Annotated in this window: 20 protein-coding genes; 11 read left to right on the top strand and 9 right to left on the bottom strand. The window is 41.8% G+C overall.

Annotated elements, in window-relative coordinates:
* Window positions 1-178: 178 nt before the first annotated feature.
* From HCZ11_RS11460 to HCZ11_RS11435, 6 genes are all read left to right on the top strand, one after another.
* Window positions 179-1,609 carry a peptide MFS transporter gene (locus tag HCZ11_RS11460; protein WP_130051948.1) on the top strand — a complete coding sequence of 477 codons (1,431 nt, stop codon included), beginning with the start codon at window positions 179-181 and terminating at the stop codon, window positions 1,607-1,609.
* 116 nt (window positions 1,610-1,725) lie between these two features.
* Window positions 1,726-4,449: a metallophosphoesterase gene (locus HCZ11_RS11455; protein ID WP_167658460.1), complete on the top strand. Its 2,724-nt coding sequence runs from the start codon at window positions 1,726-1,728 to the stop codon at window positions 4,447-4,449.
* A 315-nt stretch (window positions 4,450-4,764) separates the two neighbouring features.
* Window positions 4,765-5,811, top strand: coding sequence for a 4-hydroxyphenylpyruvate dioxygenase (gene hppD / locus HCZ11_RS11450; protein WP_130051950.1), 1,047 nt, complete (start codon window positions 4,765-4,767; stop codon window positions 5,809-5,811).
* A 155-nt stretch (window positions 5,812-5,966) separates the two neighbouring features.
* Window positions 5,967-7,280 carry a fumarylacetoacetase gene (fahA, locus tag HCZ11_RS11445; RefSeq protein WP_167658459.1) on the top strand — a complete coding sequence of 438 codons (1,314 nt, stop codon included), beginning with the start codon at window positions 5,967-5,969 and terminating at the stop codon, window positions 7,278-7,280.
* Window positions 7,281-7,432: 152 nt separating this feature from the next.
* Complete coding sequence (locus tag HCZ11_RS11440) at window positions 7,433-8,584, top strand: M23 family metallopeptidase (RefSeq protein WP_167658458.1); 1,152 nt, start codon at window positions 7,433-7,435, stop codon at window positions 8,582-8,584.
* Window positions 8,574-9,053 (top strand): polymer-forming cytoskeletal protein, encoded by a 480-nt coding sequence (locus HCZ11_RS11435; protein WP_167658457.1) that lies wholly within the window; start codon window positions 8,574-8,576, stop codon window positions 9,051-9,053. The genes HCZ11_RS11440 and HCZ11_RS11435 overlap by 11 nt, the downstream gene beginning before the upstream one ends.
* Here the strand turns inward: HCZ11_RS11435 and HCZ11_RS11430 are convergent.
* On the bottom strand, window positions 9,050-9,526 hold the full coding sequence (locus HCZ11_RS11430; RefSeq protein WP_167658456.1) for a hotdog fold domain-containing protein: 477 nt from the start codon (window positions 9,524-9,526) through the stop codon (window positions 9,050-9,052). The genes HCZ11_RS11435 and HCZ11_RS11430 overlap by 4 nt on opposite strands.
* Window positions 9,527-9,692: 166 nt before the next feature.
* Between HCZ11_RS11430 and HCZ11_RS11425 the strand changes: the two genes are divergently transcribed.
* The 4 genes from HCZ11_RS11425 to HCZ11_RS11410 all read left to right on the top strand — a co-directional run bounded on the left by HCZ11_RS11425 (window position 9,693) and on the right by HCZ11_RS11410 (window position 14,131).
* Window positions 9,693-10,865 (top strand): multidrug effflux MFS transporter, encoded by a 1,173-nt coding sequence (locus HCZ11_RS11425; RefSeq protein WP_167658455.1) that lies wholly within the window; start codon window positions 9,693-9,695, stop codon window positions 10,863-10,865.
* A gap of 223 nt (window positions 10,866-11,088) precedes the next feature.
* A complete protein-coding gene (locus tag HCZ11_RS11420) occupies window positions 11,089-12,927 on the top strand; it encodes a S8 family serine peptidase (protein WP_130051956.1) in 1,839 nt (612 codons plus the stop codon).
* Between the two features lie 98 nt (window positions 12,928-13,025).
* Complete coding sequence (locus tag HCZ11_RS11415; protein WP_130051957.1) at window positions 13,026-13,658, top strand: LysE family translocator; 633 nt, start codon at window positions 13,026-13,028, stop codon at window positions 13,656-13,658.
* Window positions 13,659-13,666: 8 nt separating this feature from the next.
* Window positions 13,667-14,131, top strand: coding sequence for a methylglyoxal synthase (locus HCZ11_RS11410; protein ID WP_130051958.1), 465 nt, complete (start codon window positions 13,667-13,669; stop codon window positions 14,129-14,131).
* A 30-nt stretch (window positions 14,132-14,161) separates the two neighbouring features.
* Here the strand turns inward: HCZ11_RS11410 and yegD are convergent, their stop codons facing one another.
* From yegD to HCZ11_RS11380, 6 genes are all read right to left on the bottom strand, one after another.
* Window positions 14,162-15,529 (bottom strand): molecular chaperone, encoded by a 1,368-nt coding sequence (yegD, locus tag HCZ11_RS11405; protein ID WP_167658454.1) that lies wholly within the window; start codon window positions 15,527-15,529, stop codon window positions 14,162-14,164.
* Window positions 15,530-15,596: 67 nt separating this feature from the next.
* Entirely contained in the window at window positions 15,597-16,436 is an 840-nt protein-coding gene (locus HCZ11_RS11400) for a DNA ligase (RefSeq protein ID WP_175580445.1), read from the bottom strand.
* A gap of 77 nt (window positions 16,437-16,513) precedes the next feature.
* Window positions 16,514-17,170 carry an HAD family phosphatase gene (locus HCZ11_RS11395; RefSeq protein WP_130051960.1) on the bottom strand — a complete coding sequence of 219 codons (657 nt, stop codon included), beginning with the start codon at window positions 17,168-17,170 and terminating at the stop codon, window positions 16,514-16,516.
* Window positions 17,171-17,235: 65 nt separating this feature from the next.
* Entirely contained in the window at window positions 17,236-17,535 is a 300-nt protein-coding gene (locus HCZ11_RS11390; protein WP_054561952.1) for a hypothetical protein, read from the bottom strand.
* 110 nt (window positions 17,536-17,645) lie between these two features.
* Window positions 17,646-19,907 (bottom strand): TonB-dependent receptor, encoded by a 2,262-nt coding sequence (locus HCZ11_RS11385; protein ID WP_167658453.1) that lies wholly within the window; start codon window positions 19,905-19,907, stop codon window positions 17,646-17,648.
* 368 nt (window positions 19,908-20,275) lie between these two features.
* Window positions 20,276-21,970, bottom strand: a complete 1,695-nt coding sequence (locus tag HCZ11_RS11380; protein WP_368484048.1) for a mechanosensitive ion channel family protein — start codon at window positions 21,968-21,970, stop codon at window positions 20,276-20,278.
* Between the two features lie 156 nt (window positions 21,971-22,126).
* Here HCZ11_RS11380 and HCZ11_RS11375 point away from each other — a divergent pair, with 156 nt between their 5' ends.
* A complete protein-coding gene (locus HCZ11_RS11375; RefSeq protein WP_130051962.1) occupies window positions 22,127-22,678 on the top strand; it encodes an HdeD family acid-resistance protein in 552 nt (183 codons plus the stop codon).
* Between the two features lie 53 nt (window positions 22,679-22,731).
* Here HCZ11_RS11375 and purF read toward each other — a convergent pair whose 3' ends face one another.
* Both purF and HCZ11_RS11365 read right to left on the bottom strand, forming a co-directional pair.
* Window positions 22,732-24,258 (bottom strand): amidophosphoribosyltransferase, encoded by a 1,527-nt coding sequence (gene purF / locus HCZ11_RS11370; protein WP_130051963.1) that lies wholly within the window; start codon window positions 24,256-24,258, stop codon window positions 22,732-22,734.
* Window positions 24,259-24,276: 18 nt separating this feature from the next.
* Window positions 24,277-24,771 (bottom strand): CvpA family protein, encoded by a 495-nt coding sequence (locus HCZ11_RS11365; protein WP_130051964.1) that lies wholly within the window; start codon window positions 24,769-24,771, stop codon window positions 24,277-24,279.
* Window positions 24,772-25,150: the final 379 nt, after the last annotated feature.

Below are 25,150 nucleotides of genomic sequence, written 5' to 3'. Positions count from 1 at the left end.
GCGCACTTGTAGCTAGGATAAGGGTGTGTCTCTTACCTTCAAGTATAAAACTTGAGCAACAAACCATTATCTTAGCTGCATCAAAAAACATGGCCGCCCGTTCACTAAATAAATACATAGAACGACCAAAGCAAAAACAATAAGGCCTCAAATAAAAACTTAGAGTTAGGAAGTAAATATGAGTTCATTACCAAAAGCAGGTGACTTTTTAGGGCATCCTAAAGGGTTGTTCCTGTTGTTCGGCACAGAAATGTGGGAACGTTTCGGTTATTACGGCATGCGCGCCATCTTAGTTTTATACTTAGTAGCGCTTGTTCAAGAAGGTGGTTTTGGTTGGTCAAATGCAGATGCATTAAGCCTTTATGGTACCTTCACAATGGCTGTATACATTACACCACTGTTTGGTGGTTGGTTAGCCGATAACGTATTGGGGCAACGTAAAGCAATTATCCTTGGTGGTTTATTAATGGCTGCTGGCCACTTCACTATGGGTATTCCGCACAGCTACTTAGCTGGCCAAGAAGAAAACGTATTCTATATTGGTTTAACCCTTCTTTGTATTGGTAACGGTTTATTCAAGCCAAACATCTCAACCATGGTTGGCGATTTATATAAAGAAGGTGACCAACGTCGTGATGGCGCATTTACTATCTTTTACATGGGTATCAACTTAGGTGGTGCATTAGGTCCTCTAGTTGCGGGTTATGCTGCTGCAGCAATGGGCTGGCAATGGGGTTTCATCGTAGCTGGTGTAGGTATGGTTTTATCTGTACTTTTACAGCTTGCATTAAGCAACAAATACTTAGGCAACATCGGTGTTGTACCTTCAGCTAAGCTTTCTCAAGCGCAGTCTGAATCAAATACTAAAGAGCCATTAACTAAAGTTGAAACTGACCGTATTAAAGTTATCTTCACTATGAGTGTATTCAGCATCATCTTCTGGATGGGCTTTGAACAAGCGGGTGGTTTAATGAACCTTTTCGCTAACGATTACACTGACCGTATGTTACTTGGTTTTGAAGTGCCTGCTTCTTGGTTCCAGTCATTAAACTCAATTTTCATCATTGTATTTGCACCTTTAGTTGCCATTATTTGGTTAAAGCTTGATAAACGTGAACCAAATTCACCAGTTAAGTTTGCTATTGCACTTATTTTCTTAGCACTTGGTTTCATTACTATGATCCTGGCGCTTATGACACAAGGTCAAGGTGAGCACCTACAAATCAGCATGATGTGGTTAGTATTATTCTACTTATTCCACACGCTAGGTGAGTTGTGTTTATCTCCAATTGGCTTATCTATGGTGAGTAAACTTGCACCACTACGTTTAGCTTCAATGCTTATGGGTATCTGGTTCCTATGTACAGCCGTTGCAAACAAAATTGCTGGTTTCGTAGGTTCATTCCTAGGTGAAGGTGAAGAAGCGTTAGACAACGCGATGGGTATCTTCATTGGTTTAGGCGCAACTGCGGTTCTTTCTGCTGTTATCATGTACTTACTAAGCGACAAGCTTGTAGCTTGGATGCACGGTGCTGAAGGCCAACACGAGCCACAAACTACTGAGCACATCCTAGCTGAAGAGCTAGAAGTGACAGCTGAAAAGCAATAATATTTATTCCCCGTAGCGCCCGCTGCGGGGAATTTCTCTCTCCCCTATTCCCTCTGCGCCCTTAAAACTGATACTATATTCTTATACTAATTTGGTATGGCAAAGGAACTGAGTAAGTGCGCTCTAACACTCAACTACTGGTCATTATTCTGACTAGCTTATTACTGACAGCATGTGGTGGCGATAAAACAACAAAAGAAGTCGCAGCAGCTCCTGATCAGTCTGGTTTAATTATTTCTGTTGAAAATGGTTTATCGGCTGAATTTGCACAGGGCGATGTCACACTTAATGCAATAAGTAACACGGTTACAACAGACACCACATTTACTTACACTGAGACAAGCGCTTCAAGCACAGATATAGAGCAAGGTATTGTCTCGAGCATTCATACCTTTCGCCCCAATAACCTGATATTTGCTGAGCCATTAAGTTTAGCGATTAAGTTACCAAATGAACAAACCAACCTTGCCTTTAGCATAGTGCAGTTAGTCGATGAGCAATGGCAAACTCTCACTACTGAACAAAGCGATGATGGATTTGCAGTCAGTGCTATCACAGAATTTGGTAGCTTTGCTTTAATTTCTCGCACCATTCCTTCGGTTAGTAAAACCATTGGCGAGCAATGTAATGACACAGCCAGTAACCAAACTGTACGCTTTATTCATGTTGCTGATTTACACGCGCGCTTTGGCTTTAAAGAGCAATTATTCAGCCGTATTCGCAGTTACTACGACAATGCAAAACTTGAAAACCCTAACACCTTATTCACCAATGGCGGTGACGATTATGAAAAAGGCACTGTAGCTGAACAAACCTCACAAGGGTTAGCCACAGTCGAAGCAATAAAAGCAATGGCCTTTGACGTACGAGTGATTGGTAACCACGACTATGCGTGGGGACCTGAGCAACTGCTGGACTTTGCCGATGACGATAATGCCATCGTGCTTTCAAGTAATACCGAATATGATGGTAGCAGCGATACGCCATTTGCCGGTGTCGATTTTTCAGTTGTCCAAGTTGGTTGTCTTCGAATTGGCTTTTTTGGTATGACTTCAGTGCCTTGGAATGAACTTGATGATCCTATCGAAGAGGAACCGATCCCTGATTTTATCGCTAATTTCAAAATGAATTGGCAGTGGCAAGAAGTGGCTGAGCAGATTGTTAACCAATACCGTCAAGATGTTGATTACATGGTCATGGTGAGTCACTTAGGTGAAGGCACTGACACCCGTATTGCACAAAATGTTGCAGGAATTGATTTAGTACTTGGTGGACATACCCATGGCGGTGAAAGCTATCAAACCTTAGATAACGGCAGCATTGTCATTCAGCCAAACTTTTTTGCTCAAGGGCTAACTGATCTTACCTTAACCTTTAACCTTGATGACAACACGCTTGCAGATGTTGATTACAATACCGTAGCAACAACCAGCATTACGACCCGAGATGAAAGCACTAAAGCCGCCATTGATGAAATCATGGGTCGCTATGCCCCAGATGCAAATACCGAAATTGCCGTTTCAGAAAATTACCCCACTGCAGAAGAACTCACGACGATTACTGCCAAAGCTGCCATGCAGCAGTTCCCTGCTATTGATGCGGCCTTGCTTGATGCAAGCCAAGTACAAGATCGCTGGCTACCAGGAACGTTAACCCAAGAAGACTTCCATGCCGCGTTTAAGGTTGAACGCCAACCATCGAATACCCCGGGCTTTAATTCAATTTATCAAGTCGCGGTGACTGGCAGCCAATTAAAAAACATGCTCGAAAGCCGACCTGAATGGGTCTCTTTAGTGCCTGATAACATTAATGATGCAAGTAATTACCACGTAGCTCTATTTAAAGGCCCAGCGCTTAATAGCGAATTATTCTTCCCAGCTCTGCCAAACTTAGAAGCGCAATTGGTCGCTGAAAGTTGGTGGCTGCTTGATAATTACGCACGAGCACGCACCAGCCAGTGTTTATATCTCGATACCGATAACACGCTTAATGCGTGTAAAACGGATGATGCAGTCACAGTATGGAATTTTAATAATCCTGAGCAAGGGTTTAGCAGTGACTTTGGCCCTGCAACACTCAGCTTTTATGACCCTGAAGACAAAAACTGGGGGCCAGAGAATAGCCAATTTGCGACCACCACTGAACTTGAAATTACTGATTTACCAAGTGGAGCCTCTGGCGTGTTGTCCTTTGCTCGTCATAGCCCAACACAAGGCTTAACCTTAACGGCTAATAGTGCTGCTAATGGTGATTATCAAACAGAAGGCCTTATCGCTGATTACACCTTAGTGATGGATATTATGTGGCCAGAACAAAGCACCAATGAGTGGCGCTCATTACTACAAACCGATATCACTAATAGTGATGACGCTGACCTTTACGTCAGCCGAGATAACGCCATCGGTATTGCCACCAGTGATAGCGGTTACTTTGGCGAGCTTACAGCAAACAGCTGGCACCGTATTGCTTTTGTGTTTTATGCTGCTCCAAACAATGGTGCACTAAAAATTTATCTTGATGGCGAGCTAATTGGTATTAAAGATGAAGGTGAAATCAATGAGCGCTGGGCAATAAACAATGCGGCCTTACTTTTAACCGATAATGACTACGAAACTAAGTCGGGTTACTTAAACGCCTTGTTATTTGCAGGTCGTGCGATGACTGATGCCGAGATTGCCAATATGGGTGCTGCCCAGCAACAACTTAATTTTACGCAATCAACCCGTACCTTAAACCAAGTAGTTGAGCGTCATTATCAAGCTGCACCACAAATTATGAATAACCCTTGGTTACAACAACGCAGCAAGTTTTTTAACAAAGCGCGCCAAACCGTAAACTAAACTATACAATCACATTAATAAAAAAGGCCGTTTCAGGCCTTTTCTATTGCCTGAAAAACACTGAAATTTACTATTAAATACATATAGATAACCATAAAGATGGTTTACCTCTTTTAGTCAACCTAGTGGCTTACTCACTGCCTTTGTTAGGGCAATTGCTGAAATTAAAATCATTGTCCCATTTAATTTACAAAGAAGGCTTTAGCTAAATAGTGCTGGGATCTTCCCCTTATCGAATTTCTGGTTAATCATCCGCTCATTACAGAACAATAATTCTTTTTTAGCGCAGTGCTTATAATTGCGGGAGTAATGACAATGAGCGAAGTAAATAATCCATTAGGCCTAATGGGCATTGAATTCACTGAATACGCAACACCTGATGCAGATTACATGGACAAAGTGTTTACTGATTTTGGCTTTTCAAAGCTAAAAAAATTCAAAGGTAAAGACATTGTTTACTACAACCAACATGACATTCATTTCTTACTAAATAATGAGCGTGATGGTTTCTCTGCTGAATTTGCTAAAAGCCACGGTCCAGCAATCTGTTCTATGGGTTGGCGTGTAGAAAATGCGCAAAAAGCATTCGATGTTGCTGTTGAGCGCGGTGCAAAACCTGCGACAGACTCAACACACAAAGATTTACCTTACCCAGCTATCTACGGTATCGGCGACAGCTTAATCTATTTCATCGAGCAATTTGGTGACAAAGGTTCTATCTATGAGTCAGACTTCGAAGATTTAAGTGAGCAAAACATTGTTGAAGACAAAGGCTTCATCCGTATCGACCATTTAACCAATAACGTTTATAAAGGCACTATGGAAACATGGGCTAACTTCTACAAAGACGTATTTGGTTTTACTGAAGTACGTTACTTCGACATTAAAGGCCAAAAAACAGCGTTATTATCTTACGCACTTAAATCTCCATGCGGTACTTTCTCGATTCCAATCAACGAAGGCAAAGATAACAACAACAACCAAATCGATGAGTACTTAAATGAGTACAATGGTCCGGGTGTACAACATTTAGCATTCCTTACTAATGACCTAGTAAGCTCACTTGATAAGCTTGACCAATCAACGATTGCTACGCTTGATATCATCCCTGAGTACTACGATACAATTTTTGACCGTGTGCCTTGGGTTAAAGAAGACAAAGAGAAGATCCGTAAGCATCAAATTCTAGTAGATAGCCAAAGCGAAAATTGTTACCTACTACAAATCTTCTCGAAGAACCTATTTGGTCCAATCTTTATCGAGATGATCCAACGTGTAGATGACGGCGGTTTCGGTGAAGGTAACTTCCAAGCGCTTTTCGAATCAATCGAACGAGATCAAGAGCGTCGTGGTGTAATCTAAATCATCATTATGAATAAAAAGCAGCGTGTGGTTTGGCTATATTCACACGCTGCTTTTTGTCGTTTTAAATTCTGTTTTAAACTAACTGTTTAAATTGCGTTGATTGCCTCCATATAGATAACTAACACATCAGCGCGAACAAATAAGGAAAGAGTATGAGCCTAATTAACGAAACCCACGATATTAATCTAAAAAGCTGGGTTGCATCTGCTAACGAAGCGAACTGTGACTTCCCAATTCAAAACCTTCCTTTTGCAGAAGTACGTCGTAAAAATTCAGACGAAGCGTTCCGTGGCGCTGTAGCAATTGGTGATCAAGTTATCGATTTAGCGAAAGTAAACGACCTTGGTTTATTCTCAGGTGATGCACAAGTTGCCGTTAAAGCAGCGAGCCAAACTACATTAAATGAATTTATGGGCCTTGGTCAGCAATATTGGTCAGCACTTCGTCTTGCGTTATCAAAAGCACTCCGTGAAGGTGCCAGTGAGCAAGCGCAATTAAGCGAAGCACTTATTGCTCAAGCAGATATCGAATTTGCGCTGCCTTGTCGCATTGGTGATTACACTGACTTCTATACCTCTATTTACCACGCAACAGCAGTAGGCAGCCTATTCCGCCCTGATAACCCACTTTTACCTAACTACAAATGGGTACCAATTGGTTATCATGGCCGTTCATCGTCAATTGATGTATCAGGTCAAACGTTCCACCGTCCTAACGGTCAAACTAAAGCACCAGATGCTGAAGTACCGTCATTCGGCCCTTGTAAACGCCTAGACTATGAACTTGAATTAGGTATTTACCTTGGTAAAGGTAATGAATTAGGCGATGCAATTGCCATTGAGAATGCTGAAAACCACGTATTTGGTTTCTGTGTATTCAATGACTGGTCTGCACGTGACTTACAAGCATGGGAATACCAACCACTTGGTCCGTTCCTTGCGAAAAACTTCGCATCGACTGTATCTCCTTGGATTGTTACTACAGAAGCACTGGCGCCATTTAGAACAAACTGGACACGTGATGAAAATGACCCGCAACCAATGGACTATTTAGAGTCTTCTCATAACCGTGAGTTTGGTGCATTCGATATCAAAATGGATGTACAAATCGAAACTGAAAAGATGCGTGCAGCTGGCGAAGCGCCAACACAAGTATCTAAATCTAGCTTCAAACACTCTTACTGGACTGTGGCGCAAATGGTGACTCACCACACTGTAAATGGCTGTAACTTCCAACCTGGCGACATGTTAGGTTCTGGCACTCAATCAGGCCCAGAGCACGAAGAAGCAGGTTCATTGTTAGAGCTATCACGCGGCGGTAAAGAAAAAATCACCCTTGCTAATGGCGAGCAACGTACTTTCTTAGAAGATGGCGACAACGTAATCATGCGTGGTTGGTGTGAAAAAGACGGTTTTGCACGCATTGGTTTTGGTTCAGTTGAGGGTACAGTGCTACCTGCCAAATGAAAATAACTCGCTATTTTCATTTAAAAAACAAGTATTAAGGGCATTATTTGCCCTTTTTTATTTGCCATTTCTCTCTTGAGTTACAATTTTTTTCTGGCTTTTTTAAATCAGATTGCTATCTTAACTCGGTTATTAGTTAAATTTTGTACGCCATGTTAGTTAAACTTAAGTCTTTTTACCGCACGATTTTTCCAGCTAGACAGCTGTTGATCCGTCAAAATGGCGAAGTAAAGCACTTAGTGTTAGCGCCTTGGTTACAATTAACAACACTTCTGGTCATTTTAACTGCTATTGCTTGGTTAAGTATTTCAACGCTCCAGATCATGTCACAAGCCGACCAAATCATCAGCATCGAACAAAACCAACTCAGCAAACAACAACAATGGCAAAAACAACGCTACCAGCAACAAGCTGCCTATGAAAAACAATTAGAGCAGTTGGCTATTCTTGAGCAAAAACAAGCGTTATTGCAAAGCATGATTGAGTCGCTACCAGAATCAATGAACAAACCTGCACTACCAACTAATGCAGAGCCATTGCTTTTACCTGTTAAGGAACACTCTGAGGAATTTCATGCTCCTTTAGAAGGTGAACAGCAGCCAAAACAAGTTAAACGCTTAGAAAGTATTCCTGAACGCTTAGTGCGCCTTGATGCCGCTTATAACAACAGCTTTGTGGTATTGGATGAACAAATAAAACTTCGCCATCAAGAAATCGTTGCCATATTAGAGGGTGCAGGCCTTGATAGCAGCCTTGCCAATGCCTCGGTACTAGAAAGTTCAGATACAGCTCAAGGTGGTCCACTCGATTTATTTGATGAATCAAAAATACCGGCTGAATTTTTAGCGATTGCAGATAACTTATTAGCATTAAACAACCTAGAAAGTTTGCTGAGTGAATTGCCACAAACGCTCCCTGCTGCCGATTACTACATTTCAAGTAGTTTTGGCCTTCGTAAAGACCCATTGAATGGTCGTCGTGCATTTCATAAAGGGGTTGATTTAGCTGGTTGGCATAAAACCGAAATTTTTGCGCCCGCTAATGGTACGGTTCTTCGTGCTGGTCGTAATGGTGGTTATGGTAATTTTATCGAACTACAACACAAAAATGGTTTCATCACTCGCTTTGGCCACCTAAATAAAATTAAAGTAAAAAAAGGCCAAACGGTAACAAAAGATGATGTCATTGGCTTAATGGGAAGTACTGGCCGTAGCACCAGTACGCACTTACATTACGAAGTTTTAGTGAATGGCAAACATGTCAATCCAGTTAAAATAACAAAGGCCCTTTCTCGTGTTCGGTAGAAAAAAGCAACCAGCAGCTAGCTCGTCTGGCTCATCTTTAAAAAGAACCAACCATACTCCTTCAATTATTTCTGAAGACGTCCGTTTAACTGGTAGCCTTACTTGCCAAGGTGAAGTCCAACTTGATGGTCGGATCGATGGTGATTTACATGTTAAACACCTAGTGATTGGTCATACTGGTGTGATTGAAGGCGTGATTGAGGCTGATAGTGTAACTGTCAAAGGTAAAATCTTCGGAACACTCATCGCCAATCAAGTGGTAATTGAAAGCACCGCAGAAGTCCATGGTGACGTATTTCATGACACCCTTAGCATTGAAGCGGGAGCAATCATTGAAGGCAGCTTAAAACATCGTCATGAAGAAGATAATGTGGCGCCTATTAAGCCTGAAGAAACCAGTTCATCATTACTCCCCGATGATGACAACGACTTGTCGTTTGTAAACAAACAAGCCGCTGATAAGTCTTAACGTTTTTTAGCAGTTACATACATTGTGATATCTGCTGTAAACACCAATTCATCGCGGCTGTTAAAAACCTTCACCGGTACTAACAAATCTTGCTTTTCTAACCACTCACTCGGTACTTCTATATCTGCAACTGCACGCATGTCTGTGTCAATTTTTGCTATATAATTCACTGTCATGCCTTTTGGGATCCAGCGGTGTGTTTTTGCCGGCACCGTCGCATCGACCATTAAACCTGCGCACAACTCAGCTATATTACACTGGGCAATAGCATGGATAGTACCAATGTGATTATGGATTGCTCGGCGGTTTTTAACGGTTGCACTGCAATGCCCTGCTGTTAAACCTGTGATCAATGGCTTTATTGAGCCGAAATAAGGAGCTTTAAAACAGACAGCTTTACTAAACAACCAATTACCTTTTGGCAGTGACTGACATTTAGTCCAAATTTTTAATAATGATGATTGTGAGCTCACGACGTTTATCCATTATTTTTATGATGTGAGATAAAAAACTAACACATCAGACCAGATAGCGAAATGGAAAATTTTTGTAAGCAGTTTTAAAGATTACACTTTTAGCTAAGTGAATGCTTTTCTTTTCCTTTAGGGGCACATAAAATACCGTTTTAAAGGAGAGCGAATGCAGTCACGCCAGCACAAAAACCTCAGTTTATTATTTATCCTCGGCCTTCTGGTTGTTTTTTGCCCATTAGGTATTGATATTTATCTTCCAGCATTTCCTACTATCGCTGAACAATTGAATGCGTCAGAAAAGCAACTTCAGCAAACCGTGGCTATTTTTTTGCTTACAGTCGGTCTTGGGCAGCTTATTGCGGGACCACTTGCAGATAAATTTGGCCGTAAACCTGTTGCGATTAGCGGTGTTACGATTTATGGGCTAGCTGCATTCTGGGCATATTTGGCGCCAGACTTTACCACCTTAATGATAGCAAGAGCATTACAAGGCTTAGGAGCATGCGCAACTTTTGTCGTCGCTTTTGCAATAGTTAGAGACAAATTTGGTAGTGAGCGTAGCGGACAAATCATTACTTACTTAAATGGCATTGTCTGCTTTATTCCTGCCCTTGCGCCTATTCTTGGTGCTTGGTTAACCGTACAATTTGGTTGGCGCATGAACTTTTTATTCATGGTCAGTTTTGCACTTGTTGGCCTATTTATAGTTTTGTTTCTCTATAAAGAAACCCGCCCTAAAGACAGTGTTTACAGTGGTCATATTCTCGACTTAAGGCGCTTTATACCTATTATCTCCACACCACTCTTTCTATTTCATAGCTTAATTTGTTTAGTGACTATGTCCGCTATTTTAGTCTTTGTAACCCTTGCTCCGGGTTGGATAATCACAGAGCTTGGTGGCAGTGTCACCGACTTTACTTTTTGGTTTACCTGTAATGCCGCCCTGAGCATTTTTGCAAGCTTCGTCATGCCCATATATATAAAGCGCCAGCCCAAACGAGCCTTAAAAGCAGGACTTATGTTGTTAGTATTGTCTGGCTGCATAATGCTGGCTTTTAGTCAGCAAAATTCAGTTTTAGCTTTAATGTTTCCTATGTTCTTGGCAGCTTTTGGTTATGCCTTAACACTTGGCTCATCGGCAGGTCGTGCATTGAGTATGTTTCCTAAACAAGCAGGCACAGCTTCTGCACTTATCGGCTTGATGCAAATGAGTGGCGCAAGTTTATTAGTGTTTATAACGCAATTTTTAAATTTAACGACACCTGTATTAATTGGCGTACATTTTTTGATGCTCACTCCTTTTACTTACTTATTACTTAAACATAAGCGCTTGTCATAAAAAAGTTTTACCATACTTTTAGCTAATATGGGTAAATGAGAATCGTTATACTTCATTTGCCCATTTAGCCATCCTTTTATATCTCACAGTTATAAAAATCACCTTTCTAGAATAATTTGTTCCGTTTTTGCGGATTATTTTTCTTGTACCCAACCACATATTAAACTATTGTTTACCCACGTTAACAATTGGTTAACTAAATGACATGTTTGGGATACGAATTATGAAAAAGAATAAATTAGCATTAGCACTGATCATCAGTGGACTATGTGCAGCAGGAACTGCAAACGCAGCAAATGACCGTTACATCATCCAAGTAGACAACAATAAAAAAGGCGTAGTCAAAGCACTCGCTAAAAAGCTCGGTGGTGATATTAAAGTTGATGGTAATGGCTTCATTGCAGCGCAATTCTCAGGTCATGACCTAGCGAGCGTGAAAGGCTTATTAAACAACCCTCACATCAAACTGATTGAAGAAGACCAAAAACGTGTGCCAATGGCGCTTTATAACGATGACGCGGGTAATGCTATGCAGCAGCAGCTGACCCCTTACGCAGTTTACCAATCACAAGCAGACCAAGTTACTTTTGATGCAAATGCTGGCATGAAAGTGTGTGTAATTGACTCAGGTCTAGATGCTTCGAATCCTGATTTCATTTGGGGTAATATTACTGGTGACAACGACAGTGGTACTGGTAACTGGTTCGATAATGGTGGTCCTCATGGTACTCACGTCGCCGGAACAATTGGCGCAGCAGATAATAATGTAGGTGTGGTTGGTATGGCACCTGGCGTTGCAATGCACATCATCAAAGTATTTAATGCTGAAGGCTGGGGTTACTCTTCAGATTTAGCACACGCAGCGGACTTATGCTCTCAAGCAGGTGCAAATATTATTAGCATGAGCCTAGGTGGTGGTGGTTCAAATAGCACCGAGTCTAATGCGTTTGCTAACTTCACAAGTGCAGGCGGCTTAGTCGTTGCTGCGGCAGGTAATGATGGTAATAACGTACGTTCATACCCTGCAGGCTATCCATCAGTAATGATGGTAGGTGCAAATGATGCGAACAACCAAATTGCAGATTTCTCGCAATTCCCTAGCTGTACGTCTGGTCGTGGTAAACGCGCTACTACAGATGAAACTATCTGTGTTGAAGTAACAGCAGGTGGTGTTGATACTCTTTCTACTTACCCTGCAGGTATGGCCACTTCGGCTAGCTTAGCAGCAGATGGTGCGGGCTTTGCAACTTCATCAATGGAGAACTCAGGAAATGCATCAGGCACGGCTTATTACATGGGTACTGCTGAAAGTGTAGATTCTGGCGCAGCTGGCAAAATCTGTATGATTGACCGCGGTAATATCTCGTTCTATGACAAAGTGAATAACTGTGAAAACTCAGGTGGTATCGGCGCTGTTATCATTAATAACGAAGCAGGCATGTTATACGCTACATTAGGCGATACTAACGATACAACAATTCCTGCTGTAGGTGCAGCACTTGAAGACCGTTCAGCACTTCTTTCAAGTACAACAATTGATATCGCAATTGGTACCAGTGATTATGGTTTCATGAGCGGTACATCAATGGCGACGCCTGCTGTATCTGGTATTGCAGCACTAGTTTGGTCAAACCATCCTGAGTGTACTGGGACAGAAATTCGTGATGCCTTAAAAGCGACAGCACAAGACCAAGGCGCTTCTGGTCACGATGTTTACTTCGGTCACGGTATTGTCAAAGCCGCTGATGCAGATGCATACCTAATGGCAAATGGCTGTGCAGGTGGCAATAATGGCGGCGGCACAACTCCTGGTAGCGATGATATTAGCCTTTCTACGTCAGGTTATAAATCAAAAGGCACTGCGTATGTTGATTTAAGCTGGAATGGCGCAGCAACAAGCACAGTTGATGTATACCGTAATGGTAGCAAGGTAGGCTCAGTGGCAAACACTAACAGCTATACTGACACTATCACATCGAAAGGCGGTGGTACTTACACTTACCAAGTATGTGAAGCACAAAGCACAACTGTTTGTTCAAACAATAGCTCAGTGACGTTCTAATACTTTCCCCAACCCAAATCAGCGGGCATTGATTGCCCGCTTTTTCTTTTTCTAAAAGCTTGTTAAGATCAAATACCTAGCTTTTTAACTTTGTGCCAATGATCAATCCAGAATCGTTACTGTCGTTTTTAGGCGCCAGTTTTTTAATTGCCGTAGCTCCCGGCCCTTCTAATGCATTTTTAATGGCGCAAACCTTTGCAAATGGCCGTAAAGCCGGAATGCAAAGTGCCTTTGGTTTTGCCTTAGGTGGTGTGGTGCATACTATTTTGGCAGTAGTAGGTTTAACGGCAATTTTAAAAGCATCCACGGTAGCATATACCACAGTTCAGTATTTAGGCGCGGCCTACCTTTGCTACCTAGGTATAATGACCTTAAAGGATACCTTCACAGGGCCTGAACCAGACTGCAGCGAAAAGCCTCATGTTAGCACCAGTAAAAAACAAAATGTGATGTTTCAAGCCATGATGACCGAGGTACTCAATCCGAAAGTTGCCTTATTCTTTATTGCTTTTATTCCTCAGTTCGTCGATCCGAGCTTGTCTTCAACGACATTTCAACTCGCTTTCTTTGGATTACTCTACCCGCTTTTTGCTTTTCCAATCGACTGCACGTATATTTATTTCGGCGATAAGATAGCCAGTTATTTTCGTGAACATCCACAAGCCCAAATTTGGATTGATCGGATCACGGGACTAGTTTTTATTGCGTTAGCAATTAACCTATTGATATAAGAGCACTTATGGAACAAAAACAACAAGCTTTACCCGCCAAAAAGAATATTGCCCTCGTAGCCCATGATGGCAAAAAAGCAGCCCTTCAGGCATGGTGTGAAAAGCACCTGGATATTTTAAGTAAGCACACGCTATACGGTACAGGAACAACGGGTCATTTAATCGAGCGCACAACAGGGCTTGAAGTGATAAAGCTATTAAGTGGTCCTATGGGTGGCGATCAACAATTAGGTGCTAAAATTGCTGAACATGAGGTGCATGTGTTGGTTTTTTTCTGGGATCCACTTGCATCGCAGCCCCACGACCCTGATGTAAAAGCATTACTTCGTTTAGCTGCGGTTTGGAATATTCCTGTTGCCTGTAATGAAGTTAGTGCCGATATGCTATTAAGCTCCCCTATGATGGAGACAGAGCTTTGCCGCACGTTGCCAGATTACGAAAAATACCTCGCAACGCGCCAAGTGACTCTTTAATTATTAAAGTTGTATATCTAAGTGGGGCGATTAGCTATACAGCTTGTGCGCCCACTTAGTTAAACCTGCAGTAACACTACCAAAGTGATCCCCGTTCAGCATATTAATATCACCTAAATGTGATTTTAACGCAGCCTTGATCAGCGGTGATTGCGCACTACCACCCGTTAAGTAAATTACATCCGGTGTTGTGCCTGCCTCTTGAATCGCTTGTTTAGCTAAGCTCACTATCTGGCTTATTGAGTCATCAACAGCTAAAGCTAAGTCTTTTAGCGTTAAGCATTGCATTAAATCTGAATCTAAGAAACGCAAGTCTGTGGTAAATTCGTTCGCTGACGAGAGTGCAATTTTTGCCGCTTCGCCTTGCTGCACTAATTGATGACCCTGCTTATTTTGCTGCAATTGAATTAAGCGTTTAAAAAGCGCAGGCTCTTTAACTTCACGAACTTGAGTCAATAACTCACGATGATGGGCATCGCTATAAAACTGGCTTTGCAGGTTTACATCATTGATTTTACACGCTTGCCAAAACGGTTGGTTCGGCAGCGGAAGACCCGATTTAAACTCAGTACCTAAACCTAATAATGGCATTAAACCATGAAAGCTCAGGGCAATATCTAAATCATTTCCACCCACACGCTTGCCGCTGTGGGCTAAGAAATCATTATCACGACACTGCTTTTCACGGAAGCTCGGCCCCATTTGTACGAATGAACAATCACTAGTACCCCCGCCAATATCTACAACCAATACTTTTTGGTCTTGCTGTAATGAAGTTTCATAATCAATCCCTGCCGCTAGCGGCTCATATAAAAACGACACCTCTTTAAAGCCTGCGCGCTTTGCTGCTCGTTCTAAAATTCCCAGTGCTTGCTGATTAGATTCTTCACCACCAACTGATTGAAAGTTTACCGGTCGTCCGATTACCGTTTCTGTTAATGACTCTTGCAGTGACTGCTCTGCACGCTGCTTAATTTTTAAGATCATCGCCGTAGCAATGTCTTCAAAGAAGTTTATTTGACCTTGCTTTAAGCCCACAGCACCAAAGAATGATTTAGGTGATTTTACAAAGTAACCTTCTTCAGGAAATTGCACATACTCGCTAATTGCTTCACGACCGATGAATAAGGTCTCATCACCTGCTTGAATATCTAAATCTGATTTAATGCGAGGAATGGTATTTAAAAGCGCATTGCGCTCAGTTTTAAAGTAATGCTCAAATGGGCTACCAGTGAGGTGCTTTGCCACAAAATCGACAACTAAAGCACTGTGATGAGTATAAAGTGTTGAGGGTAAATACTGCTTACCTTGTTCAAGCGGCACTAATGACACTTGTTGCTCGTTATCCATTACACCGATTGCACAATTTGAGCTACCGTAATCAAAGCCTGCAAACATTCTAGCACCTATACATCAATAAAAAGGCCGCGAAATTTACCATAGTCGCAGCCATTTTTGAATGACGCTAAGGTGTTTCATGTAAAAAGCTTGCAAATCGTGGCAAACCATTTTTAGTAAAACCATGATATTTATAGGTAATGGTACTACCTATGGCTGGCGGTGACTTTCTTTGCTGATCAGAAAACCCCGAGCCAATTTTAAATTCAGTACCATCACTGTTGCGCACCTTGAGTGCGCCAAGCATATTTTTATACTTACCTTTTCCTGCAACATAACCGATTACAACCGCTTCAGCGTCAAAATAGGGTTTTAACTTTAACAATGCATCACTGCGTCCCGCACTATGCTTAGCAGCCGCTAGATGCAGCATCACGCCCTCAGCACCTTGCGCTATTAGCTCATCCATAAACAAACTAAGTTGCTTGTTATCGTTAAAGTGCGTTTGCTCCACTGCTTTAATATGTTCACTTTGCAGCTGATTTACTAACCGCGAGTAGTCCTCAAAGCGCTGACTAAATGGTTTTGTCGCATCAGGCATATCAAATATCATATAGCTTACTGTTTGCCATTCAGTATCAATAGGAATGGCTTTTCGAACGATACCGCTCAAAGTGGCAAAATCTTGGCGCTTAGTCCAAAGTTCTCCATCAAGCCAAACCCTAGGAAGTGGCTCAGTAAACCAGTCAGGGGCATAAATTGGGTTACCGTTTCGGGTTACTAATTGACTACCAGTCCAGATGGCCCGAACGCCATCATATTTTTCACTAACTAAATACTCGCTTACATTGACCTTGTCAGCTTCATAGACGTTTGCTAAAAGTACTGAAGGGGCTTGTTGAGCTTCGACCGAGAGGCTTAATAATAAAGTGATTGCGCACATCAGCGCACGAGTGATCATAACCATCATTGCTTCCTTGCAAATTTGTAAGTTTTAAGTAGCTTTCACGACTTAATAAATGCTGCTTAGTAATAGCCGTTTAATTATAGGTTAGTTTGTAGCCATTTGAAAAATTCGCCCAAATCAGCAAACACCCCCGCCGCTTTACTAAAGTCATGTTCTAAAGTGAAATGATTCGGCACCGCATACACAGCAACAGCGGCATTACTTGCGGCGGTGACACCGGTAAAGGTATCTTCGACTGCAACGGCTTCATTAGCGGTTATATTTAACGTATCAAGTGCCAATTGGTATGGGTCGCCAGATGGTTTAGGGTTGTTAACATCATCTTTGGTAACCACACAATCAAACCAATCAAAAATGCCATAGCCTTTTAAAATAGGATAGGCTTCATCTTTTGCACTGCCTGTTACTAATGCCATTTTTAAACCACTGGCTTTTACTTGCTCAAGCACTGCTTTTGCATGAGGCATATAGGCGGGTAAATTAGTACTAACAAAGCGCCCAAATGCAGCATATTTATCATCGGTTAGCTGCTGTGGAGTGATACTAAGCCCATAATTTTCAACAACTTCCTTTGCAGCTTCAAGAGTTGGTCTACCAGAAAAGCGCTGACAAAACGTGGCCTCATCATACTGCACGCCAAAAGGGGCTAGTAAATCATTCCAAATATTAAAATGCACACTTTCAGAGTCGACAAGTGTGCCATCCATATCAAACAATACTGCTTTTAAAGTCATCCTCATTCCTTTTACAGTCTAAAAAATAAAAGGTGCCATTCGGCACCTTCGATAAATATAATTTGTTACTCAGTTAAACCCGCAGGTGGCTCAGCAAACGCTTCTTCGCCTGTTTCTACATCAACCAGCTCGTAACCGCGTTGTTTTCTTACCACTTTTAATACTGGCTTAGAAAACGCTGTTTTTAAACGATCAGCGTCTGCTTCAAGTTCTTCGACTGTATTACCAAATGGCGCTGCACCGGTTTCTGACCAGTTAGTCACTTTGCCATTTAAGTTATATTCAACTTCATGTATTTGATATTGTGCCGCTTCATCTTTTGTTGCTTCACAAAAAATTACACGGTAGTTCCAAAATCCAGCCATACTTCTTCTCTTTCTCAAAATTTAATGCTGCCACTTTAGCAGTTACAAACACGATTATAAACGAAAAAACCCGCTATACAGCGGGTTTTGATAGGACTTATTCTTTCAGCTTAGAAGAAGCTTACTTTGAACTCAGCACCGATGTAACGCTCTTCGTTCACCATTGCTGTGTTGTTATTGAAATCGATAGCGCCGATTGATTGTTGCTCGTCGAACATGTTACGAACGAATGCTGATACTTCATATTCGTTGTCGCCTTCAGCCCAAGCGTAACCGGCACGTAAACCAACTTCAGTTAATGGCTTACCTTCAAATTCAACTGACTCGTATAAGAAGTAATTGATTTCGCTACGGTAAGACACGTCAGCGTATGTGAAGAATTCACCGTCAGCTACTTCGCGGCTATAACGTAATGTTAGGTTAGAGATCCACTCAGGTGCGTGCGGTAAACTATTACCATCAAGAATAGCTTGACCTGCGCTGTTTAAAGAATTTGTAACAGTACACTGAGCACATACGTCAACGGCTAAATCTTTATCGTCAAGCTCAGTATTGTTGTAGCTTAAGTTAAATGTTGCGTTTAGGTTGTCAGTTAATACCCACTCAGTGTCTAACTCAAAGCCGTAACCAGTTGTCTTATCAGCATTAACTAAACGGTTGAAGTTTGCACCACCACCTACAGCTGTTAATTGTTGGTCATCCATTGTGTAATAGAACACAGTGGCATTTACACGACCTTGGCCGTCAAGAACGTCTGATTTGATACCTGTCTCGAAAGACGTCACAGTTTCAGACTCAGCAACAGTTACTTCATCACCGAATAAGATACGACCCTGAATACTTGGTGCACGGAAGCTGTTCGCAACACGTGCGTACCAGTTTACGTCGTCGTTGATCTTATAGTTAGCAGATAGATCCCAGCTAACGTGATCGTCACTTGGGTTTTCTGTAAGGAAAAGCGCACCGCCACCAGCAGGGCTTAAAGTACGGTTCGCAGAGAATTCTTTCTCGTCATCTGAGTAACGAAGACCCGCAGTGATTTTTAGATCATCAGTGATTGTGTAATCTAATGAGCCGAATACCGCCCATGCTTTGGTATCTTGTTGCTGGATAACATAGCCGTTTAACTCACCTGGCGTTGAACCATAAGTGTCGTAGCTGAAGTTTTCGATCGTTAGCGCTTCATCAAAGTAGAATACACCTACTTGGAAATTTACGTCGCCAGCATAGTTGCTAGATAAACGAAGTTCTTGCGTGTACTGGTCTTGATCTGGAATACCGTCAGCACTTTCAGAATAGAATGGAATAAAACCAGGACCCATATCTGGTAAGTAGCTAGCACCGTAACCGCCGTCGATATCAGCGCGAGAATAGATTTCAGCACTTTCCCATGCAGAGATTGACGTAAGTGTTAAATCGTTGATATCCCACTCAAGCTTTAAGCTTGCACCTTGAGATTCAACTTGCTGAGTCGCACGAGAAGCAGCATCGTGGTAAACCACGTCGTGCTCAAAATTATCTACTAAATCGTTAGTACCAGCTTTGATAGCATTACCACGGAATGCGATTGGCGTACCATCCATATCACGTACATGGTAATTGAAAAGACCAGTGAAGTCGTCGCCTTCATATAAGAATTGAACACGTGCCGCTTTCTCAGTGTAACCACCTAATACGTCATCTTGTTCAAAACCTGGTGCACGATTATCAATATAATCATCTTTTTCTTGCCAAAGAACAGAAACACGTGTTGATAAACGATCTGTTAAGCCACCGCCAACAGCACCTTCAAAATCAACTGCGCCACGGCTACCGTAAGATACTGAGCCATAGCCTTCAAATTCTTGTGATGGTTTAACTGTATCAAATTTAACAAGACCAGCCGGCGTGTTACGGCCGAATAAAGTACCTTGTGGGCCACGTAGAACTTCTACGCGTGCTACGTCAAATACAGGGAAACCTTTTAAGATAGCGTTCTCTTGAACTACTTCATCTACCACTAAAGAAACAGGTTGTGAAGCATTTAGGTCAAAGTCAGTATTACCTAGACCACGAACATAAAAGCGTGGGAATGAACGACCAAACGAAGATTCAATTGATAAGCTTGGGATCTTCGCGTTCATGAAACGAATATCCATACCAGCTGAGCTGTAAGCATCTAAGCTGTCACCTTGTAAAGCAGATACAGCTACAGGTACTTCCTGTGCGTTTTCTACACGTTTACGAGCGGTGATTTGAATAACTTCTAATTGGTTGTTTTTTGCTGCTGAGGCTTCGTCTGCAGCAAGAGTTGAAAATGAAGTACCTGCTACGGCAGAGAACAACGTTGCATTGATAAGTGTTGCTAACGTAGATCTTTTCATTGCTTTCATGTCGGGTTTTAACCTTTTTTATGCACTCTTATTCAACGGTGATGATGTTGCGTCAATTCATTTGACGGGCTCGGCCAATTTTTCGCGCCTTGTAATAAGCTGCGCGGACCTCTTAATCGAGAGTGCAAAACGAAGTAAAGAGGCTGAACGAACGCTGACGATTATAACACTTTATGACACTTTTACTGCATTAAAAATTATAAATATACAATTATTTTACAACAATTAGCGGCAACATCGCCGCATTTAGAAGATTTTATGCAATTATTTTTGATTAAAGCGGACATATGTCCTGTCCATCTAATTACGACAATGTGTAGACATCATGCACAAATGAGAGCCACTTTCATTTACCCCTTTTTTAGCAACTAATCAGTTACACGTGCGAATTCTGGATTAGCTAATTCGCACTCATGCTCATTTAATAAGCCTAGAATTGCTAAGTTTAATTCTTCTATTACTTCCATATAAAATGCAAAGTCGACAGTCTCTACGTAGCTTAGTACATCCACTTGTAAAGCCCAAGGCGAGAAAGCTTTAAAACGAACCCTGCAAGGCTCAAAGGCGATATGTTTATGTTGTTCTAAAAGCTCTCTTACCGCTTGCATAAACGAGATTAGATTTTGTTGCTTGGTATTCGCACTGAGCATCAATTTCGGCCTATAAGAAATACGCTCTCTTTCAGAAACATTCTCAAGCTGCATATCAACGAACTTTGCATTCGCCACATATATTACAGAGCGGTCAAGAGTGCGAATTCGAGTTGCTCTCAGTCCTATTTCTTCAATTGTGCCTAGCTGGCTACCAAATTTACATAAACTGCCAATTTTAACTGGTGCTGAAATATAAAGTGTGATGGCCGCTATAATATTTTCCACCGTTTTTTGCGCAGCCAGCGCGATGGCTAAACCACCGATCCCTAAACCAGCTAATAGCGTTGTGGCATTGAATCCTAAGTTTTCAAACCACATAAATAGCAAGATAATTACAATTGAGGTTTTTACAACGTTACTAATTGGGCGAAGTAAAAAAACCACTTGGGGCCTATCTTGCTTAATGAAGCGCTGACCAAGTCTATGCTTCACTATGTCAACTGTACGAAGGCATATCCAACCCCATGCAATCAAAAGTACTGTTGCACCATGAAATAAAGCGAGTACAGCAATCGTTACATTCGACTGATCACTCAAAGAACGCGACATTAATACAGCCAGCAATAAGCAAACTGGCCCATTGATGAACGCTATCACATCTTTTTCGACTGGCACTTTTAAATGGGCAAGTATAAAAGTAATAATACGCGTCAAGATGATTGCTATTGCAAGGAAAAGCAAAAAACTAAAAACAAAATATACCCATTGCCAAAGTAGCACACCTAAAAACTCAACATCTGGCAAGTTTTTATATAACCACTCGCCGACATGGCTATAGCCATACTCTTTCGTCAATAAGGGAATTTGGCTTACCGTCGCATTCGATATTTTCCAGATGCGATTGCCACTTTCTGGGTCTGGAATCAACTGTAATAAGATTTGCACAGTACCTTGTGAGGTTGAGATTTCCCCCACTAAATCACGATAACTTGGCACACTTTCTTTTTGTTTTCCTTCGGGTTTATTACTTAAGTTATCAATGTCGACCCAGAGTGTACGATCAAGTACTACAGATAAGTTCTCAGCTAGTTGAAGCTGCCCTATAATAGATACATCCTTAGGTAAATTTCGAAAATCAAGATACTGAGCAGCCCGTTCAAAGTCACGAGCTCTGGCCGCTTTCAAGTAACCCTGCATTGAACTTCTTGGTGTCATTCGACCAAATGTGTCGAAAGGTAAATCATCCTCTAAAGCCGTTTCTTTTTCTTCGCTGGCTGCAGGAGAACTGACTTCAGGCTCTTGCTTAGCTGCTTTTTGTTCACTTTGCTCTTCCTTGTTGTCTTTATCTATTAAGGACTTAACGGTAACTTCAGGTGTGGTTGTTGCCCATAATGGCGCATTGAACAACAGTAAAAAACACACTAATAACTTACTAAATTGTAATGAAAACTTTGTATTACAACGGCTCACACTTTGTTCCTTGTCTTATAAACATTAAATCGCTGAAATAATCAGCTAATTAAATTAGAGCACGGTTTGTGTAACTGTACAAAAAATAATTAAAAATCTTTGCAAGTAAGCGCTGAGATGTTAGTTATATAGAGACTAAAGCAAAGGAAAACGATAATGCAGATTTCAAGTTCACTAATCCCCCATTGGTCATCATTAATGATCCACGGTGTCATCGCTATCATTTTTGGTATTTGTGGTTGGTTTGCCCCAGAAGCCTCATTAGCGATTTTGATGTTTATTTTCGCCGCTTACTTTTTTGTCGATGGTGCCATTAGAACTTGGTTAGCTATTGCTTCAAAAAATGAAAACCCACTTTGGTGGATGCTATTAGTTGGTGGTCTAATTTCAATTGCAGCTGCACTTGTGACTCTGTTTGCTCCCAACGTAACGGCTATCTTAATGCTGTACTTTATTGCCGCATGGGCTATTGCTATTGGTGTGATTGAGATTGTTATTGCCAGTAAACTACGCAAAGAAATCACTAATGAGTGGCTGTTAATTGGCAGCGGTATTATTTCGATTATCTTTGGTGGATATCTGATATTTAACCCTGGCGCGGGCATAATTACCCTGCTTTGGCTCGTTGCCAGCTACGCCATCGTGTTTGGCATAATGATGGTACTATTAGCACTTAAGCTGAAAAAAATGCAACACTCTCAAATATAAAACAAAAAAGGAGCTGTTTAGCTCCTTTTTTATATCAATCAAATCAGGACTGATTAATCAGCGCTGTTTTCTTCTTGATTGTGTAACTCTAAACTCGCAGACATCGCATTTTCACGCGTTGATTTCGCTGAATCATTACGTAAACGGTCAATGTGGTTCAGGTAGTCTTGGTCGATATCACCAGTGATGTATTGACCATCAAATACTGATGTTTCAAAACGGGTGATTTCTGGATTTTCTTGGCTTACTGCCGAGATTAAGTCATCTAGCGATTGATAGATAAGACCATCTGCACCAATGCTTGCGTTGATATCTTCAACTTCACGGCCATGAGCAATTAGCTCAGCTGCCGATGGCATGTCGATACCATAAACGTTCGGGAAACGAATCTCTGGCGCAGCTGAAGCGAAGTAAACGTTCTTCGCACCTGACTCACGAGCCATCTCAACGATTTGTGCTGACGTTGTACCACGCACAATTGAATCATCAACAAGCAATACGTTTTTACCCTTGAACTCGCGGTCAATGGCATTCAGTTTTTGACGTACTGACTTCTTACGCATTTCTTGGCCTGGCATGATGAACGTACGACCAATGTAGCGATTTTTAACGAAACCTTGGCGGTATGGCAGGTTAAGAGCAGAGGCAATCTCAAGCGCTACATCACATGATGTTTCAGGGATAGGAATGACAACGTCGATGTCTTTATCAGCCCATTCACGTGCAATTTTTTCACCTAACTTAGTTCCCATGTTTACACGTGTTGCATAAACAGACATACGGTCAATCGTTGAATCTGGGCGCGCAAAGTAAACGAACTCAAAGATACACGGTGCGTAAGTTGCTTTTTCAGCACACGATTGTGAGAACAGCTGACCATCTTCAGTTACGTAAATTGCTTCACCTGGTGCAACATCACGAACAAACTCAAAGCCGTCGGTTTTTAAAGCAACGCTTTCTGATGCAAACATGTACTCAGTACCGTTTGCTGTTTCGCGCTTACCAAAAACCAGTGGGCGAATGCCGTTAGGGTCACGAAATGCAACAATACCATGACCAATGATCATCGCAATCGTTGCATAGCCACCTGTTACTTTATTATTAACTTCAGTTACCGCAGTGAAGATATCTTCCGCATCAAGTTTCAGCTTGTTTGATTTACTTAACTCATGCGCCATGATGTTAAGTAAAATTTCAGAGTCAGACGTTGTATTAACATGACGGCGAGCTTCTGAAAATAGTTGCTGCTTTAATGCTTCTGCGTTTGTTAAGTTACCATTGTGCGCAAGTGCGATACCAAATGGCGAGTTAACATAGAAAGGTTGCGCTTCTGACGAGCTAGAAGAACCAGCTGTCGGGTAGCGAACATGGCCAATACCAATTGTACCTTGCAGACGTTTCATATGACGGGTATGAAATACGTCTTTTACTAGGCCATTGGCTTTACGTAAGCTAAACGTGTTGTTTTCAATGGTAATGATGCCAGCTGCATCTTGACCGCGGTGTTGCAAAACAGTTAAGCCGTCATATAACGCCTGATTAACAGGAGAAGTTCCGACTATGCCAACGATACCACACATTAAATTTATCCTCGCCGATTAACGGTTTACAGAATTTAAAAAGCTCGAGTTGTTTTCGAGGTACGAGAAGAACCACTCAACAACAAAGCCAAATTCTGGAATCAAAATAGAGTTGCCCCACCAATGCGTATTAGGAGCACCGGTAAAAGCATCAAGAAAGAAGAGTAACGCGCTTACGACCAACACGCCACGAAGAGCACCAAACACTATGCCGAACACACGGTCTGTGCCAGATAAACCAGTACGTTGTACAAGTTCACCTAAAATATAGTTTAGTAACCCACCCAACAGGAGTGTCGCAAAGAATAATATGGCTATTGCGGCTGCATTTCTTAAAAGGGGTTCTGAAATACTTGTTAGGAAGGATGCTAAATATTGGTAAAACAAGCTAGAGATGATAAATGCGCCAGCCCATACAGCTAATGACATTGCTTCTTTTACAAAGCCACGTATTAAGCCGATGATAGTGGATAGTGCAATAATACCAAGTACGGCGTAATCAACCCAGATCATAAGAACCAACTAGTCGTTAATTTGGGGCGCATTCTATACCCAAACCACCTGTGGATGCAAGAATTCAGCATGAGATAAAACGCATTTAGGCAAGGCATTGATTGTAGGGAATGGTGTCCCCTTGTCAAAATCAATAACGCAGAATAAATGCGTTTTAGCCATGCCCTTCGGGCGCTTCACAGGGCTTCCACTACTGCGTTGTAGCAATTTGAAAGGTACCTACATTCCTGCATCGCCACGCCTTGTATTGAAAACCCTGTGATAGCGCTGAATCATGGATCCACAGGTGGTTTGGGTATTTGAACCACCTGTGGATGCAAGAATTCAGCATGAGATAAAACGCATTTAGGCAAGGCATTGATTGTAGGGAATGGTGTCC

It is taken from the genome of Pseudoalteromonas sp. HF66, from assembly GCF_011806445.1.
Classification (GTDB): Bacteria; Pseudomonadota; Gammaproteobacteria; order Enterobacterales; family Alteromonadaceae; genus Pseudoalteromonas; species Pseudoalteromonas apostichopi.
The sequence above is the reverse complement of the archived record's forward strand: the minus strand, read 5'-3'. Positions and strand labels throughout refer to the sequence as shown.